Consider the following 17,310-nt stretch of genomic DNA (forward strand, 5'->3'; position numbering starts at 1 on the left):
ACCACGCGAAGATTTTCCGCGAATCCGCGATGAGTTTCGCGCGACGCGCCGGTATGTACCCGTGACAGCACCCCGGAGCCCAGGAGGCACCCCATGCACGACGTCACGGTCATCGAGTTCACCACCCTCGACGGGATCGTCGACGACCCGGACGGGTCGGCCGGCACCGCGACCGGCGGCTGGGCGTTCCGGTACGGCCCGGAAGCCGTCGCCGGCGACAAGTTCGAGCTCGGCTCCCGCCTCGACGACGGCGTGCTGCTGCTCGGCCGCCGGACCTGGCAGCAGTTCTCGAAGCTGTGGCCGGGCCGCTCCGACGAGTTCTCGGCCCGGATGAACGCCGCCCCCAAGCGGGTCGTCTCCCGCACCCTCACCGACGTCGGCGCGTGGGCGAACTCCGCCGTGCTGACCGGCGAACTCACCGACGAGGTGCGGCGCCTGCGCGAGGAACGCGACGTCGTCGTCATCGGCAGCGCGAGCGTCGCGCACACGTTGCTCGAGCAGCGGCTGGTCGACGAGGTCCGGCTGCTCGTGTTCCCGGTCGTGCTCGGCTCCGGCCGCCGGTGGTACGCCGGACCGGTCGACCTCGAACTCGTGTCGGCCACGCAGCGCGGTCCGGCCGCGCTGCTGCGTTACCGAGCGGCGCGGGCGTGAACCGTGGTCAGTCCTCTTCGGACAGTTCCACGATCGGGATGACGCGCTTGGCCTGCCGCGCCTTCGCCTGGTGATCGGCGAAGAACGGGTAGCGCGTCTCCAGCTCCGTCCACATCCGCACGTAGTCCGCGCCCAGCAGCGGCAGCGCTTCCGCCTCGAAGGTCGCGCCGTCCACCTCGACCGTCACGCGCGGGTCGGCGATCAGGTTCAGGTACCAGTCCGGGTGGCGGGGCGCGCCGATGTTCGACGCCACCACCAGCAGGCGGGTGCCGTCGCGGTGGTACATCATCGGGACCGTGCGAGGCTCGCCCGTCGTCCGGCCGGTCGTCGTGAGCAGCACCAGCCGCTCCCGGTGCATGCCGTCGACCTCGCCGCCCGCGCGGAACTGGCGGATCACGCGGCGGTTCGTCTCCCGGACGTCGGCGGTGGTCACTGGTCGTAGTACCGGGTCGGCGGCGGCTGCTGTTGCGGGTACCGCTGGGCCGGCGGCGCGGCGTTCTGCTGGCGCCGCCGCCGGTGCAGCGTCCGAGCGCTGGCCGCCATGCTGTTCACCACCGCGGCGATCACGAGGCCGATCACCAGGTTGATCGCCGCGGTGGCGATCTTCGCGCTCGGCGCGACCGTGAGGGTCAGCGGCAGCACCACCGCGATCAGCGTGACGAGCACCATGATCCAGCCGAAGAACTGCGAGGGCGCCGGTGTGGCGACGCTCAGCAGGTGCATCAGCCCGGTGGCGAGCAGGGCCACCGCGGCGGCCACGAGTGCGTACGTCGTGGTGCTCGCGTTGCCCCAGACGCCTTCGCCTTTTGGGGCGAGCACTTCGACCTCGAAGACCCCGCGCGCGATCAGCAGCCCGACCACCGCGAGCAGGGCCGCGATCACCGCCGTCGCCACGCCGCCGGCCCACAGGCGGCCTGCGTCGATCCCCGGTCGGACGTCCTGGGGCTGGTTGCCGTAGTAGTCGGACATCAGCGCCTTCCTGGGTCGGCTGCCTCTCGCCCCCGATTGTCCCCTCTTTCGGCCCCGTCCGCGATTTGCGCTGGAGCGCACTCCAGCTCGTACCGTCGGGGGCATGACCACCGCACAGCACAAGATCGGTTCGGGCTTCGGCGCCACCACCACGGCCGCCGAGGTCGTCGCGGGCATCGACCTGACCGGCAAGCTCGCCGTCGTCACCGGCGGCTACTCCGGGATCGGCCTGGAGACCACCCGCGCGCTCACCGGCGCCGGCGCCCACGTCGTCGTCCCGGCCCGCCGCCGCGAGACCGCCGAGCAGGCGCTTGCGGGGCTCGCGAACGTCGAGGTCGACGAGCTGGACCTGGGCGACCTCGAGAGCGTCCGCGCGTTCGCCGAGCGCTTCCTCGCCTCCGGCCGCCGCATCGACCTGCTCATCACCAACGCGGGTGTGATGGCCTGCCCCGAGACCCGCGTCGGCCCGGGCTGGGAGGCCCAGTTCGCCACCAACCACCTCGGCCACTTCGCGCTGGTCAACCGGCTGTGGCCGGTGGTCGCCGACGGCGCGCGCGTCGTCGTGCTGTCCTCGCGCGGCCACCACAACTCGCCGATGCGCTGGGACGACGTCCAGTTCGAGCACGGCTACGACAAGTGGGCGGCCTACGGGCAGGCGAAGACGGCGAACGTGCTCTTCGCGGTCCGGCTCGACGAGCTGGGCGCGTCGCGGGGTGTTCGCGCGTTCGCCCTGCACCCGGGCGGCATCATGACGCCGCTGCAGCGGCACCTGCCGAAGGCGGAGATGATCGAGCGCGGCTGGATCGACGAGGCCGGCAACTTCCTGATGCAGTTCAAGACGCCGGAGCAGGGCGCGGCGACGACCGTCTGGGCCGCGACCTCACCGCAGCTCGACGGCCTCGGCGGGCTGTACCTCGAGGACTGCGACGTCGCCGAGCTGTCCCCGGAGGACGCCGAGGGGATGTCGGCCTCGGGGGTGCGCCGGTACGCCGTCGACCGCGAGCAGGCCGAGCGGCTGTGGACGCTCTCGGCGCGGCTCACCGGGGTCGACGCCTGGTGATCTTCTGACGTTTGTCACTCACCGGTTCGGGGTACAAGCGGGCCGTGGCCGACGAAGCGGGCAGAACCGGGGTGCCGCCGATGAGCGACACCGACGAGGACACGTGTGCCCGCTTCGCGCTCGGCGAGTTCCCCGGCGCGCGTCGCCCGCTCTCCGACGAGGTGCCGCTCGAGCCGCTGGCCGGGCGGTACGAGGTGGGCCGGCTGATCGGCAGCGGCGGCACGGCCCGGGTGTTCCGGGCCTTCGACCTGCGGTTGCACCGCGAAGTCGCGGTCAAGATCTATGACCGCGACGCGGTGGCGCTGGACCAGCGCCGCCGGCTGCGTGAGATGAGCATCCAGGGCAGCATCACCCACCCGGGTGTGGTGGCGCTGCTCGACAGCGGCACCGAGCACGGCCGGACCTACCTGGTGATGCAGCTGGTCGAGGGTGAGAACCTGGCGGAGCGGCTGCTGGGCGGCCCGCTGCCGGTGGCCGAGGTGTCCGCGCTGGCGGCCGGGCTGGCCGAGGCGCTGGCCCACGTGCACGCCCGCCGGGTGGTGCACCGCGACCTGAAGCCGGCCAACGTGTTCCTGTCGGCGGACGGCCCGCTGATCGGTGACTTCGGCATCGCGCACGCGCTGGACACGACGCACATCACGGGCACGGGTGTGGTCCCGGGCACGGCGGCATACCTGGCGCCGGAGCAGGTGGGCGGCGAGCCGGCCGGTCCCCCGGCGGACGTCTACGCGCTGGGGCTGATCCTGCTGGAGTGCGTGACGGGCCAACGCGAGTACCTGGGCACGATGATCGAGGCGGCGATGGCCCGGCTGACCCGGCCGCCGAGGATCCCGGAGGGGCTGCCGCCGTCGCTGGCGCACACGCTGCGCCGGATGACCCGTCGCGAACCGGCCGACCGGCCGACGGCGGCGGAGGTCGGGCAGCTGCTGACCACGCCGGTGCAGGTGCTGCCGCTGGCTTCGTGGTGGCGAGGGCGGACGGCGAAGCCCGAACCGCGGGACGAGCAGCCGGCGATCGAGCCGGCGCACAGTGATCCGCTCCGGCACCGCTGGGGCGCGGCGCTCGGGGCCGCGGCTGCCGGTGATCCGGGCACCCGCCAGTCGAGCGCACCCGAATCCGCCCGGCGTTCCTGGGGCGCGGCACTCGGGGCCGCGGCCGCCGGTGACCCGCACACGCGCCAGCTGAGCGCACCCACACCCGAACCCACTCGGCGCCGCTGGGGCACGGCACTCAAAGCCGCAGCCACCGGCGACCCGCACACCCGCCAGCTGAGCGCACCCACACCCGAACCCAGCCGCCGTCGCTGGGGCGCGCCCGCACCCGAACCCGCCCGCCACCGCCGGGTGCTCGCCGTCGCCGGGCTCGGTGTGGCCGCCGTCGCCGCCGTGTCCGCCGCCCTCCTCACCACGCACGACAGCCCCACCACCACGCCCGCCCAGCCGCCCGCGCCCGTCACCACCTCCTCGCCCGCGTCCTCCGCGCCGGCCGCCGAGTCCGGGAGTCCCGCCGCGCAGCCGCGGGAAACCGAGGCCGACCTCGAACCGGCCGCCGTCACCCGGCCGGGCAAGCCGAAGGCCACCAAACCCGCCGGCCCGCCGCAGCGGACCCAGAACCACGGCAAAGGCAAGGGCAAGGGCCGCGACTCCTGAGCGCGGGACCTCCGGCGAGGCACATCCGGGCCCATCGGCCCTAGTGCCGGGAAGCGGTCTCGAATAGACCGTAACCCAGCCTGAATTCGATTTCCCGAATTCGGACTCGAAGCAATAACGACCGGTAACCGGAACGCGCTCAGCCCCGACACCTCACACGTGTGCCGGCCGCGCCGAACGGGCCGGGCCCACCGCCGGGAATCCCCGTCCCGGCCGGTTCGACGACTTTCCGGAGGTCTTGATGAGTGTCCACGCTGCCCTCGCGCGGCCGGTTTTCGGAGCACCGCGCGGGCGGCACGCCAAGCCACGCTCAGCGTGGCCGCGCGTGGCCGTCAGGACGCTCTTCCTTGCCTGCGCGGTGATCTCCGTCGTCGCCGTCGTCGGCGCGGGGTGGCCGCCCGTGCTGCTCGTCGTGCCCGCCGCGGCCCTGCTGCTGCTCGTCGCCGCCGTCGCGAAACTCCGGACCGCGGCCCGGAAGATCGACACGATCTTCGCCGAAGAACTGACGGTGGAAACGCCTGCCGAAATCGGCGCTCCCGTCGAGATTTCCTGACCCGCACGGCAATTCCCGGCGCCACAAAACTGCTCCTCGGCAAAGGGATGACGACCCTGGTGACCTCCGTCGCGGCGGAGGTACAACGGGCGGGCACGGCCACCGCCGCGTGCCGCTCGAGAAGGGAAGTCCGATCATGGCCGATCCCGGTACCCCGGCGCCGCCGGTCCAGCTCGACCGGGTCCGCACCGAACTCGCCGCGCAGGGCCACCCCTGGGTCATGGGCGAGAACTCCATGACGATCCTGGAAGAAGACCAGCGACGGCATCGCCTGGGAGTGCCGCTGCCGCCGGAGAACGACCGGCAGCAGCTGGAATCGCAGGCGAAGTCGCTCGCCGCCGGCGAAGCCGCCCGCGCCACCGCGGTTTCCGGCGCCGGCGCGCCCGCGCAGTTCGACAGCCGCAGCGCGGGCGGCGCCAACTACGTCACCCCGGTGAAGGACCAGGGCGACTGCGGCTCGTGCGTCTCCTTCGGCACGGTCGCCGCGGTGGAGACGGTCGCCGCGTTCACCCGCGGGCAGCCGGGCCTCGAGCTGGACCTCTCCGAAGCGCACTTGTTCTACACCCACGGCGCGAACGACAACGCGACCTGCGACACCGGCTGGATGCCCGACCGGGCGCTGAAGGCCTGCCACGACGTCGGCATCACCTACGAGGACTACTTCCCGTACAGCCCGCGCAACCGCTCCGGCGCCAAGCTGAACGCCGACTGGCCGAACCGGCTCGCGACGACGCCGTCCTACGGCGCGCTGACCGGCAACCCGGCCGCGATGAAGGAACAGCTCGCCGCCCGCGGCGCGCTGATCGCGTGTTTCCTGGTGTACCAGGACTTCTTCTCCTACAAGACGGGCGTGTACCGCCACGTCACCGGCGGCCTGGCCGGCGGGCACTGCGTGACGCTGGTGGGCTACGACGACGCCCAGGGCTGCTGGATCGCGAAGAACAGCTGGAGCACCAGCTGGGGTGACGCGGGCTTCTTCCGGATCGCCTACGGCGAGTGCGGCATCGAGACCTGGCAGGTCGAGCAGGTCGGCTCGGTCAACCTGCGCTCGTGGACCGGCTCGACGTCGGTGCTGGGCGTGTGGAGCAACGACCAGGACCGCAACACCTGGGCGTACTTGAAGGACCTCGGCTGGCTGCACCTGGCCTCCGACGACGAGGTCGTCAACAAGGCGATGCTCACCGAGCTCGTCGCCGCCAAGCAGGGTGGCCGTCCGGTCAACGCGTTCAACAACAACGGCACGATCATCGAGACCTACGTCTTCTAGGAGCCGCGAGATGGCATCGAAGAGCCCGTCCAGCGCGCCCGCGACGGTGGCTCCCGCCGCCAGCCCGGACAACGCGCCCCAGCCGCTCACCCTCGAGCAGCTGACCGCCGCGACGACGACCGTGACCGCCGAGCCCGGCACCGCGCCGGTGCTGAGCCCGCCCGGCGCGCCGCAGACCGCCGTTCAGGCCACGACGGCCGCGGCCTGGCAGTCGACCAAGAAGGTGCTCGCGCTCTGGACGAACAACGCCGACCGCAACGGCTACGCCTACGTCGACGGCATCGGCTGGAAACGCCTCGCGACGAACAGCGACAGCGTCCACGAGGCGCTGCTCGCGCTCGCTTCGTCGGGCCGGCTGGCCGGGTCGATCACCTATCCCGAAGCCACCGACGGCCTGATCCACGAGATCTACCTCTGGTGAAGGTGCTCACGCTCGAAGCCGACGGCGCGGCGGCGGACGTCGCGCCCGGCGAGCGGCTGGAGCTGCGGCTGCCCGAGAACGCGGGCACCGGCTACCAGTGGGTGCTCGACGGCCCGGACCCACCGCTGCACGTGGTGGCGGAGACGCTCCACCCGGCGGTGGGCCGGGCCGGCGGCACCGGGGAACACCGGTTCGTGCTGCACGCGGACCAGCCGGGCGAGACGACGCTGGTGGCCCGGCACGCCCGGCCGTGGGCGCCCGAAAGCGAGCTACGCCGGTTCTCGGTGACGGTCCGGGTGCGCTAGCCCGCGTCCTGCCAGGGCTCGAAGCTGCGCAGCAGCAGCCTGACCTGCGCCGGATCGCGGATCTCCGCCTCGACACCCCGCGGCATCGCGATGATCAGGTGCGTGCCGCGCGACGCGCACCCCGCGGCCGTCGCGGCCAGGACGGCCGCGCCGCCGCCGTCGACCGCCGTGGCCATCGTCAGGTCCACGACCACGCGGCACACCCCGGCGGCGAAGGCGTCTTCGACCGCGTGGTGGTAGTCGGGGGCGAGGTTGCCGTCGAAGAGCCCGTCGACGGACAGGATGATCTCGTCTTCCAGGAGAACGCTGCGAAGTGTCATCCTGACCTCCTGCCGACCGGGTCATCTGAAGTACCCGGACCGGTGCCGGCTGAAACCACCACAGCCCGAGGTCGAGGCGGTCGCACCATGGATGAGCAGCGCTTTTCCCTGTTGATCAACGGAACGGCCGTCGCCGCGCGCTCGGGCCGGACATTCGAGTCCCAGAACCCCTACACCGGCAAGCCGTGGGCGATCGTGCCGGACGGCGGGCCCGAGGACGTCGACGACGCCGTCGCCGCGGCCCGCACGGCCCTCGAAGGCGAGTGGGGCGCGACCACCGGGTTCGCCCGCGCCGCGCTGCTGCGCCGGCTCGGCGACCTCATCGGCGAGCACGCCGAGCGCCTCGCCCGGCTGGAGGTCAACGACTCCGGCAAGCTCTACCGCGAAATGCTCGGCCAGCTCACCGGACTCGGCGGCTGGTACCACTACTTCGCGGGCCTGGCCGACAAGATCGAGGGCAGGCAGATCCCGGCGCCGAACCCGGACTACCTCGTCTACACCCGCCGCGAGCCGGTCGGCGTGGTCGCGGCCATCACGCCGTGGAACTCGCCGCTGCTGCTGCTCACCTGGAAGCTCGCGCCCGCGCTGGCGGCCGGGTGCACGGTCGTGGTGAAGCCGTCGGAGCACTCCCCCGCCTCGACGCTCGGGCTGGCCGAGCTGATCACCGAGGCCGGGTTCCCGCCCGGAGTGGTCAACGTCGTCACCGGGCTCTCCCGCGAGACGGGCGCCGCGCTGGCCGGGCACCCCGGCGTCGACAAGGTCGCGTTCACCGGGTCGACCGCCACCGGCCGCGCGGTGGCCGCCGCGGCGGCCGGGAACCTGAACAAGGTGACCCTGGAGCTGGGTGGCAAGTCGCCGCAGGTGGTGTTCCCCGACGCCGACCTCGCGGCGGCGGCCAACGGGGTCGTCGCCGGCGTGTTCGCGGCCACCGGCCAGACGTGCATGGCGGGCTCGCGGCTGATCGTGCACGAGGACGTCCACGACGAGCTGGTGCGCCTGATCGCCGAACGCGCGTCGGCGATCCGGCTCGGCGACCCGAACGAGCCGGCCACCGAGATGGGCCCGGTGGCCAACGCGCCGCAGTACGAGAAGGTCCTGCACTACCTGGAGACGGCGAAGGCCGAGGGCGCGACGGTCGTCTGCGGCGGCGAGGCCGAACCCGCCCTCGGCGGGCTGTTCGTGCGCCCGACCGTGCTGACCGGGGTGACACCGGAGTCGACGGTCGTGCGCGAGGAGGTCTTCGGGCCGGTGCTCGCCGCGCTGACGTTCACCACCGAGGCCGAAGCGATCCGCCTGGCCAACGACACGCCGTACGGCCTGGCCGGCGCGGTGTGGACGAAGGACGTGCACCGCGCCCACCGCGTCGCGGCGAAGCTCAAGGCCGGGACGGTGTGGGTGAACGCCTACCGGGTGGTGGCGCCGTCGGTGCCGTTCGGCGGGGTGAAGAACTCGGGACTGGGCCGCGAAAACGGCGTCCACGCGATCGACGAGTACCTGGTCGACAAGGCGGTCTGGGTCGAGCTGACCGGCGGGACGCGGGATCCGTTTACCCTGGGCTGATGCCGGACGCTCTCGTGATGGACCTCTTCGGGGTCTTCACCCGCTTCGACAACGACATCGTCCCCGCTCGCCTGGCGAAGCACTGCGCGGACCCCGAAGACGCCGTCCGGCGGCTGGCCGGGCTGATGGCCCGCCGCGAGGTGATCACCGGCCGGGTGACGCTGGCGGACATCCACGAGCGGCTGATCGCCAAGCACGGCTACACGAGGCCGTACGCGGACTTCGAGGAAGCTTGGCTGACCCCCTATTCCGGCCCGATGCCGGGGATGGCCGAGCTGGTCGGCCCGCTCGCCGAGCGGTGCCGCCTGGTCCTGCTGTCCAATGTGGACGCCTACTGCTGGCGCGTGGTCCGGGCGATGCAGCCGGAGCTGGGCCGGTTCGACGAGGTGCTGCTCTCGTGCGACCTCGGGCTGGCGAAGCCGGATCCGGAGATCTTTCGCAGGGCGAGCCTCGCCGCCGGGGCGCCGCCGGAGCGGTGCCTGTTCGTCGACGACACGCTGGTGAACGTCGAAGCGGCCGCCGCGCTGGGCTTTCGCACCCACTGGTTCCGGGGTGTCGCCGGCTTCCGGGCGATGCTCGGCGACGAAGCAATTCCCTCTCCCCACTTCAACATATAGCCGACCCCGGGGCTTGTGGCAAGACCCCGGTGCGGGTCCACAATTCGGGCTCACCATTTTCAGTGAGGGGATTCCTGATGCGTGTTCTGCTGTCCACGATCGGCTCTCGGGGCGAGGTGCAGCCGGTCGTGGCGCTGGCTTCGGAGCTGAGAGCCCTCGGCCAGGACGTCCGCCTGTGCGTGCCGCCCGACTTCCGGGAGTGGCTCGAAGACCTGGGGTTCGCGGTCGTGCCGATCGGTCCCGAGCTGCGCGGGACCGCGACCGCGCACCGCGTCCCGCCGACGGCCGACCGGATCCGCAAGGCCGCCGAGGACACCGTCACCACCCAGTTCGAGACGGTCTCGGTGGCCGCCGAAGGGTGTGACGTCCTGGTCGCGGCCGGTGCGCTGCAGTTCGCCACCCGCTCGATCGCCGAACGGATCGGCGCCGCCTACGTTTACGCGAGTTTCTGCCCGATCACCCTGCCTTCGGATCTCCACGCGCCGCCGCCGATGCCGTGGCGGTCGCCTGGAAAGGCGGAAAACCGTGCCCTTTGGGACGAAGACGCGCGGCGCTGGAACACCTTCTTCGGTGGCCGGGTCAACGAATTCCGCGCCGCGGCCGGCCAGCCCCCGGTCGAGGACCTGCCGACGCACGTCTTCTCCGGGCAGCCGTGGCTCGCGGCCGACGCGGCGCTCGCGCCGTGGCCGGAGCCGGGTGCCCCGCGGGTCGTCCAGACGGGCGCCTGGACCTGGCCGGACGAGCGGCCGCTGGCGCCCGAGCTGCGGGCGTTCCTCGACGCGGGCGAGCCGCCGGTCTACTTCGGCTTCGGCAGCATGCGCGCGCCGGCCGAAGTCGCCGAAGCGGCGCTCGAAGCCGCGCGGGCGCACGGCCGGCGCGCGATCATCACGCGGGGCTGGGCGGAGCTGGCCGCGGCCGACGCGCCGGACTGCCTGGGGATCGGCGAAAGCAACCAGCAGGCGTTGTTCCGGCGCGTCGCGGCGGTGGTCCACCACGGCGGCGCGGGCACGACGACCACGGCGGCCCGGGCCGGCGCGGCGCAGGTCGTCGTGCCGCAGATGTACGACCAGCACTACTTCGCGGGCCGGGTCGCTTCGCTGGGCTTGGGCGCGGCGACCGAGCCCGGTGTGCCGAGCGCCGCGGCGCTGACCACGGCGCTCGACACGGCGTTGCGGCCGGAAGTGGCGCTCCAGGCGCGGCAGTTCGCGGCCGCGGTGCGCTCGGACGGCGCGAGCACCGCCGCCCGGCGTCTGCTGACGACGACGCCCCTGTCCGTGGCCTGAGTGTCGGTTCCCCCGGGCGCCGTTCGTCGGTTTCGTGCTCGGCGCCCTCGGGAAAGGACACTCATGACTGTGCTCATCGCCGGACCGGTGTACGTCGAACCCGCCGACCGCGACCGCTTCGTCGAAGGCCACCGCGTCATCGTCGAAGCGGCGCGGCGGCACCCGGGCTGCTTCGACCTCTCGATCTCGGCCGACCCCGTCGAAGCGGACCGGGTGAACCTGTTCGAGTACTGGGAGTCGGAGGAGGTCCTGACGGCGTGGCGCGCCGCCGCCCCGCAGCCGACGGTGCGCATCCCGATCCGGGACGGGCGGGTCCGCAAGCACGTCGTCGCCCGCAGCGGCGATCCGTTCGAGTGACGTCAGCTCAGCGCGTAGAAGTCTTCGAGCACGGCACGGGCGGCTTCGGTGTCCGGCACCGCCGCGTCCCACCGCACTTCGGACGCTTCGGCGGTGATGTCGAAGCCGAAGAAGGGGCAGCACGCCTTTTCGCGGGCGGCGAGGTCGCGGACCCAGTCCTCGACCCCCGGGTCCGCGCGGAACCGGAAGCGGATGCCGACGTCGGTCCGTTCCCGCGCGACGAGCGCCCGGGCGAAGAGGCGCTGGTACTCGGCGAGCCGTTCGGCGGGGGTGTCACGGGCGGTGGACATGTCGCAGGCGACGGGGGTCGAAGCGGGCGGGATCTGCATGGCGGGCTCCTGGTCTCTCGGTGCCGGCGAGCCTAGAGTCTGGACCTGACTCCAGAGTCAAGGGAGACAGCGTGAAGATCGGCGAGGTGGCCGGCGCGGCCGGGGTGAGCGTGGACACGGTCCGCTTCTACGAACGCCGCGGCGTGCTGCCGCCGGCGCAGCGGCGTCCTTCGGGCTACCGGGTGTTCCCGCCGTCGGCGGCGGACCGGATCCGTTCGGCGAAAGCGTTGCAGGAGCTGGGTTTCACGCTCGACGAGGTCGTGGCAGCCCTGCAGGCCCACGACACCGGCGACGCGACGTGCGCAACGGAACGCTGGCGCCTGGAGGCGGTGGTGGCCCGGTTGGACGAGCGGATCGAGCAGCTGCGACGGGTCCGCCGGAACGCGGCGGACTGCCTGGCCGACTGCCGCGCGGGCTGCTGCCGCCTGGTCGGCGAACCCCGATGACCACGGCGGGCGCGTGGTACCTGCACGCGACGTGGACGCACGACTTCGCCGACGAACCGGTCGAGATGATCAGCGAGATCGGCCCGGACGGCTACGAGCGGCGCAAAGTCGAGTACTTCCGCGATGGCCGTGTCGGCTGGGCCGACGAAGACCACGAAGTGGGCGGCACCGGGCTCGGCGTGGTGCCGGTGCCACCGCTCGAGGAGATCAACGCGCAGCCGGAATTCACGGCTTCGCGGGTGGCCGCGGCCGAGTTCGAGCGGGCCTGGGCCGCTAGGCCTCCCGCAGGTCGAGCCACATGATCCGCAGCCCGACCTCGCCGTGGTCGGGGTGGCGGAACGCGCCCGGGGCGACGCCCAGCGTCACGAACCCGAGGCTTTCGTAGAGCCGGACCGCGGCCGTGTTCACGTCGACGACCGCGTTGAACTGGATCGCCGCGAACCCGGTTCGCCGCGCCCAAGCGATCAGCTCCGTCGTCAACGCGCGGCCCACGCCCGTGCCCCGCTCCTGTTTCGCGACCATCAGGCTGCCCGACGCGACGTGGCTGCCGGGCCCGGCGCGGTTGGCGTACATGTTCGCCGTCCCGGTCACGCGCGCGCCGTCGGCGGCGACCACCACCCGGGCGGGCGGCGCGAGCAGCCACATCCGCCGGGCGGCGGCTTCGGTGAGCGCGGGGTCGTACGGGAACGTCCGCTGCTCGGTGACGACGTCGCGGACGATCGGCCAGATCGCCGGCCAGTCGCCGTCGCGGGCGTCGCGGATCACCGGCGCGGCCACCGGGCGCACTGCCGCGGCCGGCCCCACCGGGACCGGACCGCCGACGGCCACGAAGACTTCGTCCGCCGCGGCCACGGTCCGCACGCGGAAGACCACGCCGCCGGCCGACGTCTGTCCGAAGAGGACCATTTCGAGCCGCCGCCGGTGAACCGGGCCGGCGGCTCCGGGCTCGCGCACCGGCTGCAAAGGATGCCGGGGGTGCTGGAGACGCCCGCGCTGAGTTCCATCTCAAGGAGGCTAACGACCCGTTCGGTGTCGGACGACCGAATTACCCGGCTGCCGGTTCACTCCGTCCGCAACCGCAACGCCAGCGCCGGACACGCGGCCGCCGCGCGGCGGGCATCCGCCACCAACCCTGGCGGCAGCTCGCCCTGGGCCAGCACCGGGTACCCCCACTCGTCGAGCCGAACCGACTCAGGGAGCAAATCCGCGCACAGCCCGTGCGCGCGGCAGCCGATCGGGTCCACCGAAAGCTTCACGCCACACCCTCCAGGATCCGGCACCGGCCACCGGCCAGGTGCGCTTCCACGTCGGCCGCGAAGACCCGCAACGCGCTCGCCGCGAGGCGGGCCGCGCCGTCCGGGTGGGCGCACGCGCCGCGGCCGGTCAGCAGCGGGATGCGGCGGGCCAGCCGGTCCGCCGCGCCGCCGCGGACCAGTTCGGCGAAGTCCGCCGCGATGGCCGGCAGGCCGAACATGCACGGGCCGCACTGGCGGGCCGACTCGGCCGCGAGGAACGCCAGGACCTCCGCGGTGTAGGCGAGCCCGCACGCCCGGGGCGGCAGCGCGTACACCGCCGAGACCCCGGAAACCGCGCCCCGCGGATCGGCCGTCCAGGTTCCGCCGTAACCGCCGACGAGCACCGCCTCGACCGGCTCGCCACCCGCCGCGGCCAGCACCGCCGTGAGCGACGACCCGGCCGGCACCTCGACGACACCCGGCTGCCGGACCGCGCCGGTGACGGTGACCAGGTCCGTCCGCGCCGCGCGGTAGTGGTGCGGGCCGAGCAGGATCACCATGGCCAGCTGCGCCAGGGTGTCGACGTTGTCCACCAGCGTCGGGCGCCCGCGCACGCCGCGTTCGGCCGGCCGCGGCGGCTTGCCGAGCGGCCGCGCGTCGCCGGCGCTCAGGTAGTGCACCAGCGCGGTCTCCTCGCTCGCGACGTACCGGCGGGGGATCTCGGCGACCCGCACGGGCACGAGGTCGTCGCGTTCGGCCAGCGCCGCGGCGACGCTCGGCAGCACCGGGCTGCCCGCGTGCACGCAAAGCACGGCCTCGCCGGCGCCGATCGCGTGGGCGGCGAGCTGCAGGCCGTCCAGGACGAGGTGCGGTGCCAGCGTGAGCAGCGCGGCGTCCTTCCGGCTGAGCGGGTCGCCTTCGCAGCCGTTCGCGACGACGATCGAGCGCCGCGCCCGGGCCGCACGCAGCTTCACCGCCGTCGGGAAGCCCGCGCCGCCGCGGCCGCGCAGGTCGGCCGCCGCGACGGCTTCGATCAGCCGGTCGCGGCCGTCGTCGCCGTGGTAGGCGACCCAGGGCACGACGCCGTTGCGGCGCCGGTGCCCGGCCAGGTCGAGCCGGTGCGGGGGCAGGATGCTCATCGGGTCCCTCCGAGCGGCGAGAGCTTGCGGGTTTCGGTGTCGGCGTTCGTGCTGCTCAGCCGGAAGGCGACGGCGCCGAAGACGGCGAGCACGCACCCGACGTCGAGGGCGATGAGCCAGCCGTGCGCGGCGTCGTTCTCGGCCATGCCGATGCCGTGCACCAGCGCGACCGGCCAGCAGAGGTAGGCCAGCCAGTGCACCGCGCGCCAGGCCCGGGCCGGGATCCGCGTGCGCAGCAGGCTGGTGACGACGATCGCGAGCAGCAGGTCGATCGCGACCGCGCCCAACCCGACCCACAGCGGCTGGTAGTCCGCGCCGAACGGGATGACGACGTCGAGCCAGCCGAGCGGGACGTAGCCGTCGAGGATCGCGGACGCGATGTGCGCGGCGAGGAAGGCGAGACTGGTCAGCGCGAGGTTCCGGTGCACGGCGGCGAGGGTGAACCGCGGCCACTGCCGGGTGGCGAAGCGGCCGGCGCCGAGCGCGCCGAGCACGACGACGCCGGTGAAGAGCACGAGGGAGACCAGCCCGGTCGCGCGGCTGAAGTACCAGACGGCGGAGGTCATGTCGCGGGCCACCCGGTCGTCGTGACGACGTCGCCGCCGACGCCGACCAGCCGTGCGGGCAGCCGCCGGTTCGCCAGCCACGCGGGTGCTTCCGCGCCGAGGACGATCGCCGCGGTGCTCGCGGTGTTGGCGTCCACAGTGGACTTCGCGGCGACGGTGACGGTGCGCCACCGGGTTTGCGCGACATCCCCGGTGCGCGGGTCGACGATGTGGTGCACGGTCCGGCCGCCACGGCGCCAGCGCCGGCGGGTGGTGCCGGAGCTGGCAAGGCCAAGGCTGCGGCTCAGTGCGACGGTGGTGTCGGAGCGGGCGTCGGCGTGGTCGTCCCCGAGGGCGACCTGCCAGCCCCCGGCCGGGGTCGGGCCTTGAGCGCTGAGGTCGCCGCCGAGGTTGACGAGGACACCGCAGCCGAGCGCGGCGTGGATGCGCCGGGCGGCCCGGTCGGCGGCGAGGGCTTTGGCGGTGGCGCCGAGGTCGAGGTGCACGCCACGCGGGAGGACGACGAGACGCTGGGCGGGGTCGAAGAGGACTCGGTGCCAGCCCGGCGCGGGAACGGGAGCGGGCTCAGCACCTGCGGCCGGCCCGCACGACCAACCGGCAGCAGCCGGCCCGCACGCCGGATCGGCAGCAACCGGCCCGCACGACCAACCGGCAGCAGCCGGCCCGCACGACCGATCGGCGACCGCCGGACCGCACGCCGGATCGGCGGCAACCGGCCCGCACGACCAACCGGCAGCAACCGGCCCGCACGCCGAAACGGCGGCAACCGGCCCGCACGACCGACCGGCAGCAGCCGGCCCGCACGCCGGATCGGCGGCAGCCGACTCGCCGCCGCCGGCCGTGTCACCGGCGGCGGGGCCGGCCCGCCGAGCGCGACCGTCGTCGACCGAACTGTCCGTGACCAGGGCGAAGTCGCGGTCGTAACCGAGCTCCCGCACCGCCGCCCCGACCGTCGGATCCACCAGGCCATCGGTCAGCCGAGCGGCGCGCAACGCCACTCCCAGCGCCTCCGCCAGCAACGCCCCGACCTGCACCTGCCGACCAGCCCGCTCATGCAGCCGGGAAATCTCCGAATCCGGCCGGAACCGGCTGCACGCCAGATCGATCGCCGCCAGCTCCGCCCGCAACAACGAAACCGCGGCATCGAGCCGGCGAGGGTCGGTGACCAGCACCTCCGCCGTCGTGCCCAGGGCGGGGAACGCCCTCGCCGCGGTGGTCACGACGCACCCGAGCCCGTGTGGGCGCTGCCCGACCCGCTGCTCAACCCGCCATCGGACGGCGACTGCAGCTGGTCCTGGGAGCCGGTGGAAGTGGTGGTCGAATCCGAGGTGGAAGTCGAGGCGGAAGCGTTCGAAAGGCCGAAGCCGATCGCGCCCACCGCGGCCGCGCCCAGCACCGCCGCGGCCGCCGTGGCCAGGGCGGCCTTGCGGCGGCCGTGCTCTCGGCGGGCCGCGCCGCCGGTCGTGAAGGGGTCCATGCCGACGAGTCTCGACGTCGTTCCTTTGAACGACCTGGGTGCGACCTGTCAACTCCCTGACTGTCCACAATAGACACCTACCTTAGGAGGTTGACACCCGAAAGCGATTCACCCACTCTTTCCGTTGTCCGCCGGAAGATTCCTGATGTTCACGAGCCGGACGTCGACACGGCACGCGCCGGCCCGGGGCGGCGGACATCATGAGGCGCCCTCACCCGCCACCGTTGGAGGACCCATGATCCGCAAGCGGATCTTCGCCGCGTTCGCCGCCACCCTGGTCACAGCCGGTGTCGTCACCGCGGCCGTCGTCACCGGAACGGACGAGCCGGCCATCGAGCCGACCGCGTCCACGGTGCCGGCGTTCGACCACGTCGTCCTCGTCATGTTCGAGAACAAGAAGTACTCCTCGATCAACGGCAGCTCCAGCGCTCCCTACTTCAACACCCTCGCCTCGCAGAGCGCGAAGTTCACGAACTCCTTCGCGATCACCCACCCGAGCCAGCCCAACTACGTCGCCCTCTTCTCGGGCGCCACGCAGGGTGTCACCGACGACAGCTGCCCGGCGAACCTCGGCGCGAAGGCCAACCTCGGCCAGCAGCTCATCGGCGCGGGCAAGACCTTCAAGGGCTACTCCGAAGCCATGCCTTCGGATGGCTACACCGGCTGCTCCAGCGGCACCTACCGGCGCAAGCACAACAGCTGGGTCGACTTCTCGAACGTCCCGGCCGCGAGCAACGTCCGGTACTCGAGCTTCCCCAGCGACTTCACCCAGCTCCCGACCGTCGCCTTCGTGACGCCGGACATGTGCAACGACATGCACGACTGCGGTGTCGGCACCGGCGACACCTGGCTCAAGAACCACCTCGACGCCTACGCCCAGTGGGCCAAGACGCACAACAGCCTGCTGATCACCACCTTCGACGAGGACAGCGGCACGTCGGTCAACCAGATCTTCACCAGCTTCACCGGCGCGCACGTCAAGGCCGGCAGCTACAGCGAATCGATCAACCACTACACCGTGCTGCGCACGATCGAGGCGTCCTACGGCCTGCCGGGCATCGGCGGCGCCGCGAGCAAGTCGCCGATCCTCGACGTCTGGCAGTAAC

Annotated in this window: 24 protein-coding genes; 14 read left to right on the plus strand and 10 right to left on the minus strand. The window is 72.9% G+C overall.

What is annotated here, in order from left to right; translation table 11 throughout:
* Positions 1 to 93: 93 nt before the first annotated feature.
* Entirely contained in the window at positions 94 to 651 is a 558-nt protein-coding gene (locus M8542_RS34945; protein ID WP_257924592.1) for a dihydrofolate reductase family protein, read from the plus strand.
* A gap of 7 nt (positions 652 to 658) precedes the next feature.
* Here M8542_RS34945 and M8542_RS34950 read toward each other — a convergent pair whose 3' ends face one another.
* Positions 659 to 1,084, minus strand: a complete 426-nt coding sequence (locus tag M8542_RS34950) for a nitroreductase/quinone reductase family protein (RefSeq protein ID WP_257924593.1) — start codon at positions 1,082 to 1,084, stop codon at positions 659 to 661.
* Positions 1,081 to 1,620, minus strand: a complete 540-nt coding sequence (locus M8542_RS34955) for a DUF6069 family protein (protein ID WP_257924594.1) — start codon at positions 1,618 to 1,620, stop codon at positions 1,081 to 1,083. The genes M8542_RS34950 and M8542_RS34955 overlap by 4 nt, the downstream gene beginning before the upstream one ends.
* 103 nt (positions 1,621 to 1,723) lie before the next feature.
* Here M8542_RS34955 and M8542_RS34960 point away from each other — a divergent pair, with 103 nt between their 5' ends.
* The 6 genes from M8542_RS34960 (at position 1,724) to M8542_RS34985 (ending at position 6,875) form a co-directional block, all read left to right on the plus strand.
* Positions 1,724 to 2,680 (plus strand): SDR family NAD(P)-dependent oxidoreductase, encoded by a 957-nt coding sequence (locus tag M8542_RS34960; protein ID WP_257924595.1) that lies wholly within the window; start codon positions 1,724 to 1,726, stop codon positions 2,678 to 2,680.
* An 80-nt stretch (positions 2,681 to 2,760) separates the two neighbouring features.
* Positions 2,761 to 4,329 (plus strand): serine/threonine-protein kinase, encoded by a 1,569-nt coding sequence (locus M8542_RS34965; RefSeq protein ID WP_257924596.1) that lies wholly within the window; start codon positions 2,761 to 2,763, stop codon positions 4,327 to 4,329.
* A gap of 325 nt (positions 4,330 to 4,654) precedes the next feature.
* A complete protein-coding gene (locus M8542_RS34970) occupies positions 4,655 to 4,882 on the plus strand; it encodes a hypothetical protein (protein ID WP_257924597.1) in 228 nt (75 codons plus the stop codon).
* Positions 4,883 to 5,018: 136 nt separating this feature from the next.
* Positions 5,019 to 6,149, plus strand: a complete 1,131-nt coding sequence (locus M8542_RS34975; protein ID WP_257924598.1) for a C1 family peptidase — start codon at positions 5,019 to 5,021, stop codon at positions 6,147 to 6,149.
* A gap of 10 nt (positions 6,150 to 6,159) precedes the next feature.
* On the plus strand, positions 6,160 to 6,570 hold the full coding sequence (locus M8542_RS34980) for a hypothetical protein (protein WP_257924599.1): 411 nt from the start codon (positions 6,160 to 6,162) through the stop codon (positions 6,568 to 6,570).
* Positions 6,567 to 6,875 (plus strand): protease inhibitor I42 family protein, encoded by a 309-nt coding sequence (locus M8542_RS34985; RefSeq protein WP_257924600.1) that lies wholly within the window; start codon positions 6,567 to 6,569, stop codon positions 6,873 to 6,875. Before M8542_RS34980 ends, M8542_RS34985 begins: the two co-directional genes overlap by 4 nt.
* On the opposite strand, the gene M8542_RS34990 is transcribed toward M8542_RS34985, so the two are convergent.
* The gene (locus M8542_RS34990) at positions 6,872 to 7,195 is read right to left on the minus strand and encodes an STAS domain-containing protein (RefSeq protein ID WP_257924601.1); all 324 of its coding nucleotides are present in this window, start codon (positions 7,193 to 7,195) and stop codon (positions 6,872 to 6,874) included. The two genes, M8542_RS34985 and M8542_RS34990, sit on opposite strands and share 4 nt — an antisense overlap.
* An 87-nt stretch (positions 7,196 to 7,282) precedes the next feature.
* On the opposite strand from M8542_RS34990, the gene M8542_RS34995 reads away from it, so the two are divergent.
* The 4 genes from M8542_RS34995 (at position 7,283) to M8542_RS35010 (ending at position 11,012) form a co-directional block, all read left to right on the plus strand.
* The gene (locus M8542_RS34995; RefSeq protein WP_257924602.1) at positions 7,283 to 8,755 is read left to right on the plus strand and encodes an aldehyde dehydrogenase; all 1,473 of its coding nucleotides are present in this window, start codon (positions 7,283 to 7,285) and stop codon (positions 8,753 to 8,755) included.
* Positions 8,755 to 9,372: an HAD family hydrolase gene (locus M8542_RS35000; RefSeq protein WP_257924603.1), complete on the plus strand. Its 618-nt coding sequence runs from the start codon at positions 8,755 to 8,757 to the stop codon at positions 9,370 to 9,372. Before M8542_RS34995 ends, M8542_RS35000 begins: the two co-directional genes overlap by 1 nt.
* 77 nt (positions 9,373 to 9,449) lie before the next feature.
* Complete coding sequence (locus M8542_RS35005; protein ID WP_257924604.1) at positions 9,450 to 10,655, plus strand: glycosyltransferase; 1,206 nt, start codon at positions 9,450 to 9,452, stop codon at positions 10,653 to 10,655.
* A gap of 63 nt (positions 10,656 to 10,718) precedes the next feature.
* On the plus strand, positions 10,719 to 11,012 hold the full coding sequence (locus M8542_RS35010) for a putative quinol monooxygenase (RefSeq protein ID WP_257924605.1): 294 nt from the start codon (positions 10,719 to 10,721) through the stop codon (positions 11,010 to 11,012).
* 2 nt (positions 11,013 to 11,014) lie between these two features.
* On the opposite strand, the gene M8542_RS35015 is transcribed toward M8542_RS35010, so the two are convergent.
* The gene (locus M8542_RS35015; RefSeq protein WP_257924606.1) at positions 11,015 to 11,341 is read right to left on the minus strand and encodes a hypothetical protein; all 327 of its coding nucleotides are present in this window, start codon (positions 11,339 to 11,341) and stop codon (positions 11,015 to 11,017) included.
* 71 nt (positions 11,342 to 11,412) lie between these two features.
* Here M8542_RS35015 and M8542_RS35020 point away from each other — a divergent pair, with 71 nt between their 5' ends.
* Positions 11,413 to 11,787 (plus strand): MerR family transcriptional regulator, encoded by a 375-nt coding sequence (locus tag M8542_RS35020; protein ID WP_257924607.1) that lies wholly within the window; start codon positions 11,413 to 11,415, stop codon positions 11,785 to 11,787.
* Positions 11,784 to 12,089: a DUF6881 domain-containing protein gene (locus M8542_RS35025; RefSeq protein WP_257924608.1), complete on the plus strand. Its 306-nt coding sequence runs from the start codon at positions 11,784 to 11,786 to the stop codon at positions 12,087 to 12,089. The genes M8542_RS35020 and M8542_RS35025 overlap by 4 nt, the downstream gene beginning before the upstream one ends.
* Here M8542_RS35025 and M8542_RS35030 read toward each other — a convergent pair.
* The 6 genes from M8542_RS35030 to M8542_RS35055 form a co-directional block, all read right to left on the minus strand.
* A complete protein-coding gene (locus M8542_RS35030; protein ID WP_257924609.1) occupies positions 12,061 to 12,741 on the minus strand; it encodes a GNAT family N-acetyltransferase in 681 nt (226 codons plus the stop codon). The genes M8542_RS35025 and M8542_RS35030 overlap by 29 nt on opposite strands.
* Positions 12,742 to 12,848: 107 nt before the next feature.
* The gene (locus tag M8542_RS35035) at positions 12,849 to 13,043 is read right to left on the minus strand and encodes a ferredoxin (protein WP_257924610.1); all 195 of its coding nucleotides are present in this window, start codon (positions 13,041 to 13,043) and stop codon (positions 12,849 to 12,851) included.
* Complete coding sequence (locus M8542_RS35040; protein ID WP_257924611.1) at positions 13,040 to 14,161, minus strand: NADH-ubiquinone oxidoreductase-F iron-sulfur binding region domain-containing protein; 1,122 nt, start codon at positions 14,159 to 14,161, stop codon at positions 13,040 to 13,042. Before M8542_RS35040 ends, M8542_RS35035 begins: the two co-directional genes overlap by 4 nt.
* Positions 14,158 to 14,727, minus strand: a complete 570-nt coding sequence (locus M8542_RS35045; RefSeq protein ID WP_257924612.1) for a ferric reductase-like transmembrane domain-containing protein — start codon at positions 14,725 to 14,727, stop codon at positions 14,158 to 14,160. The genes M8542_RS35040 and M8542_RS35045 overlap by 4 nt, the downstream gene beginning before the upstream one ends.
* A complete protein-coding gene (locus M8542_RS35050) occupies positions 14,724 to 15,947 on the minus strand; it encodes an FAD:protein FMN transferase (protein ID WP_257924613.1) in 1,224 nt (407 codons plus the stop codon). The genes M8542_RS35045 and M8542_RS35050 overlap by 4 nt, the downstream gene beginning before the upstream one ends.
* On the minus strand, positions 15,944 to 16,204 hold the full coding sequence (locus M8542_RS35055) for a hypothetical protein (RefSeq protein WP_257924614.1): 261 nt from the start codon (positions 16,202 to 16,204) through the stop codon (positions 15,944 to 15,946). Before M8542_RS35055 ends, M8542_RS35050 begins: the two co-directional genes overlap by 4 nt.
* Before the next feature lie 235 nt (positions 16,205 to 16,439).
* Here M8542_RS35055 and M8542_RS35060 point away from each other — a divergent pair, with 235 nt between their 5' ends.
* Positions 16,440 to 17,309 carry an alkaline phosphatase family protein gene (locus tag M8542_RS35060; RefSeq protein ID WP_257924615.1) on the plus strand — a complete coding sequence of 290 codons (870 nt, stop codon included), beginning with the start codon at positions 16,440 to 16,442 and terminating at the stop codon, positions 17,307 to 17,309.
* Position 17,310: the final 1 nt, after the last annotated feature.

The sequence above is a fragment of the Amycolatopsis iheyensis genome (assembly GCF_024703995.1).
GTDB lineage: Bacteria > Actinomycetota > Actinomycetes > Mycobacteriales > Pseudonocardiaceae > Amycolatopsis > Amycolatopsis iheyensis.

Excerpts from the sequence above, each read along its gene's own strand:
- M8542_RS35010 (WP_257924605.1), top strand. The coding sequence starts at position 10,719 with ATGACTGTGCTCATCGCCGGACCGGTGTACGTCGAACCCGCCGACCGC.
- M8542_RS35055 (WP_257924614.1), bottom strand. The coding sequence starts at position 16,204 with ATGGACCCCTTCACGACCGGCGGCGCGGCCCGCCGAGAGCACGGCCGC.
- M8542_RS35025 (WP_257924608.1), top strand. The coding sequence starts at position 11,784 with ATGACCACGGCGGGCGCGTGGTACCTGCACGCGACGTGGACGCACGAC.
- M8542_RS34975 (WP_257924598.1), top strand. The coding sequence starts at position 5,019 with ATGGCCGATCCCGGTACCCCGGCGCCGCCGGTCCAGCTCGACCGGGTC.
- M8542_RS34995 (WP_257924602.1), top strand. The coding sequence starts at position 7,283 with ATGGATGAGCAGCGCTTTTCCCTGTTGATCAACGGAACGGCCGTCGCC.
- M8542_RS34960 (WP_257924595.1), top strand. The coding sequence starts at position 1,724 with ATGACCACCGCACAGCACAAGATCGGTTCGGGCTTCGGCGCCACCACC.
- M8542_RS35005 (WP_257924604.1), top strand. The coding sequence starts at position 9,450 with ATGCGTGTTCTGCTGTCCACGATCGGCTCTCGGGGCGAGGTGCAGCCG.
- M8542_RS35040 (WP_257924611.1), bottom strand. The coding sequence starts at position 14,161 with ATGAGCATCCTGCCCCCGCACCGGCTCGACCTGGCCGGGCACCGGCGC.
- M8542_RS34965 (WP_257924596.1), top strand. The coding sequence starts at position 2,761 with ATGAGCGACACCGACGAGGACACGTGTGCCCGCTTCGCGCTCGGCGAG.
- M8542_RS34990 (WP_257924601.1), bottom strand. The coding sequence starts at position 7,195 with ATGACACTTCGCAGCGTTCTCCTGGAAGACGAGATCATCCTGTCCGTC.
- M8542_RS35045 (WP_257924612.1), bottom strand. The coding sequence starts at position 14,727 with ATGACCTCCGCCGTCTGGTACTTCAGCCGCGCGACCGGGCTGGTCTCC.
- M8542_RS35060 (WP_257924615.1), top strand. The coding sequence starts at position 16,440 with ATGATCCGCAAGCGGATCTTCGCCGCGTTCGCCGCCACCCTGGTCACA.
- M8542_RS34945 (WP_257924592.1), top strand. The coding sequence starts at position 94 with ATGCACGACGTCACGGTCATCGAGTTCACCACCCTCGACGGGATCGTC.
- M8542_RS34955 (WP_257924594.1), bottom strand. The coding sequence starts at position 1,620 with ATGTCCGACTACTACGGCAACCAGCCCCAGGACGTCCGACCGGGGATC.
- M8542_RS35000 (WP_257924603.1), top strand. The coding sequence starts at position 8,755 with ATGCCGGACGCTCTCGTGATGGACCTCTTCGGGGTCTTCACCCGCTTC.
- M8542_RS35015 (WP_257924606.1), bottom strand. The coding sequence starts at position 11,341 with ATGCAGATCCCGCCCGCTTCGACCCCCGTCGCCTGCGACATGTCCACC.
- M8542_RS34980 (WP_257924599.1), top strand. The coding sequence starts at position 6,160 with ATGGCATCGAAGAGCCCGTCCAGCGCGCCCGCGACGGTGGCTCCCGCC.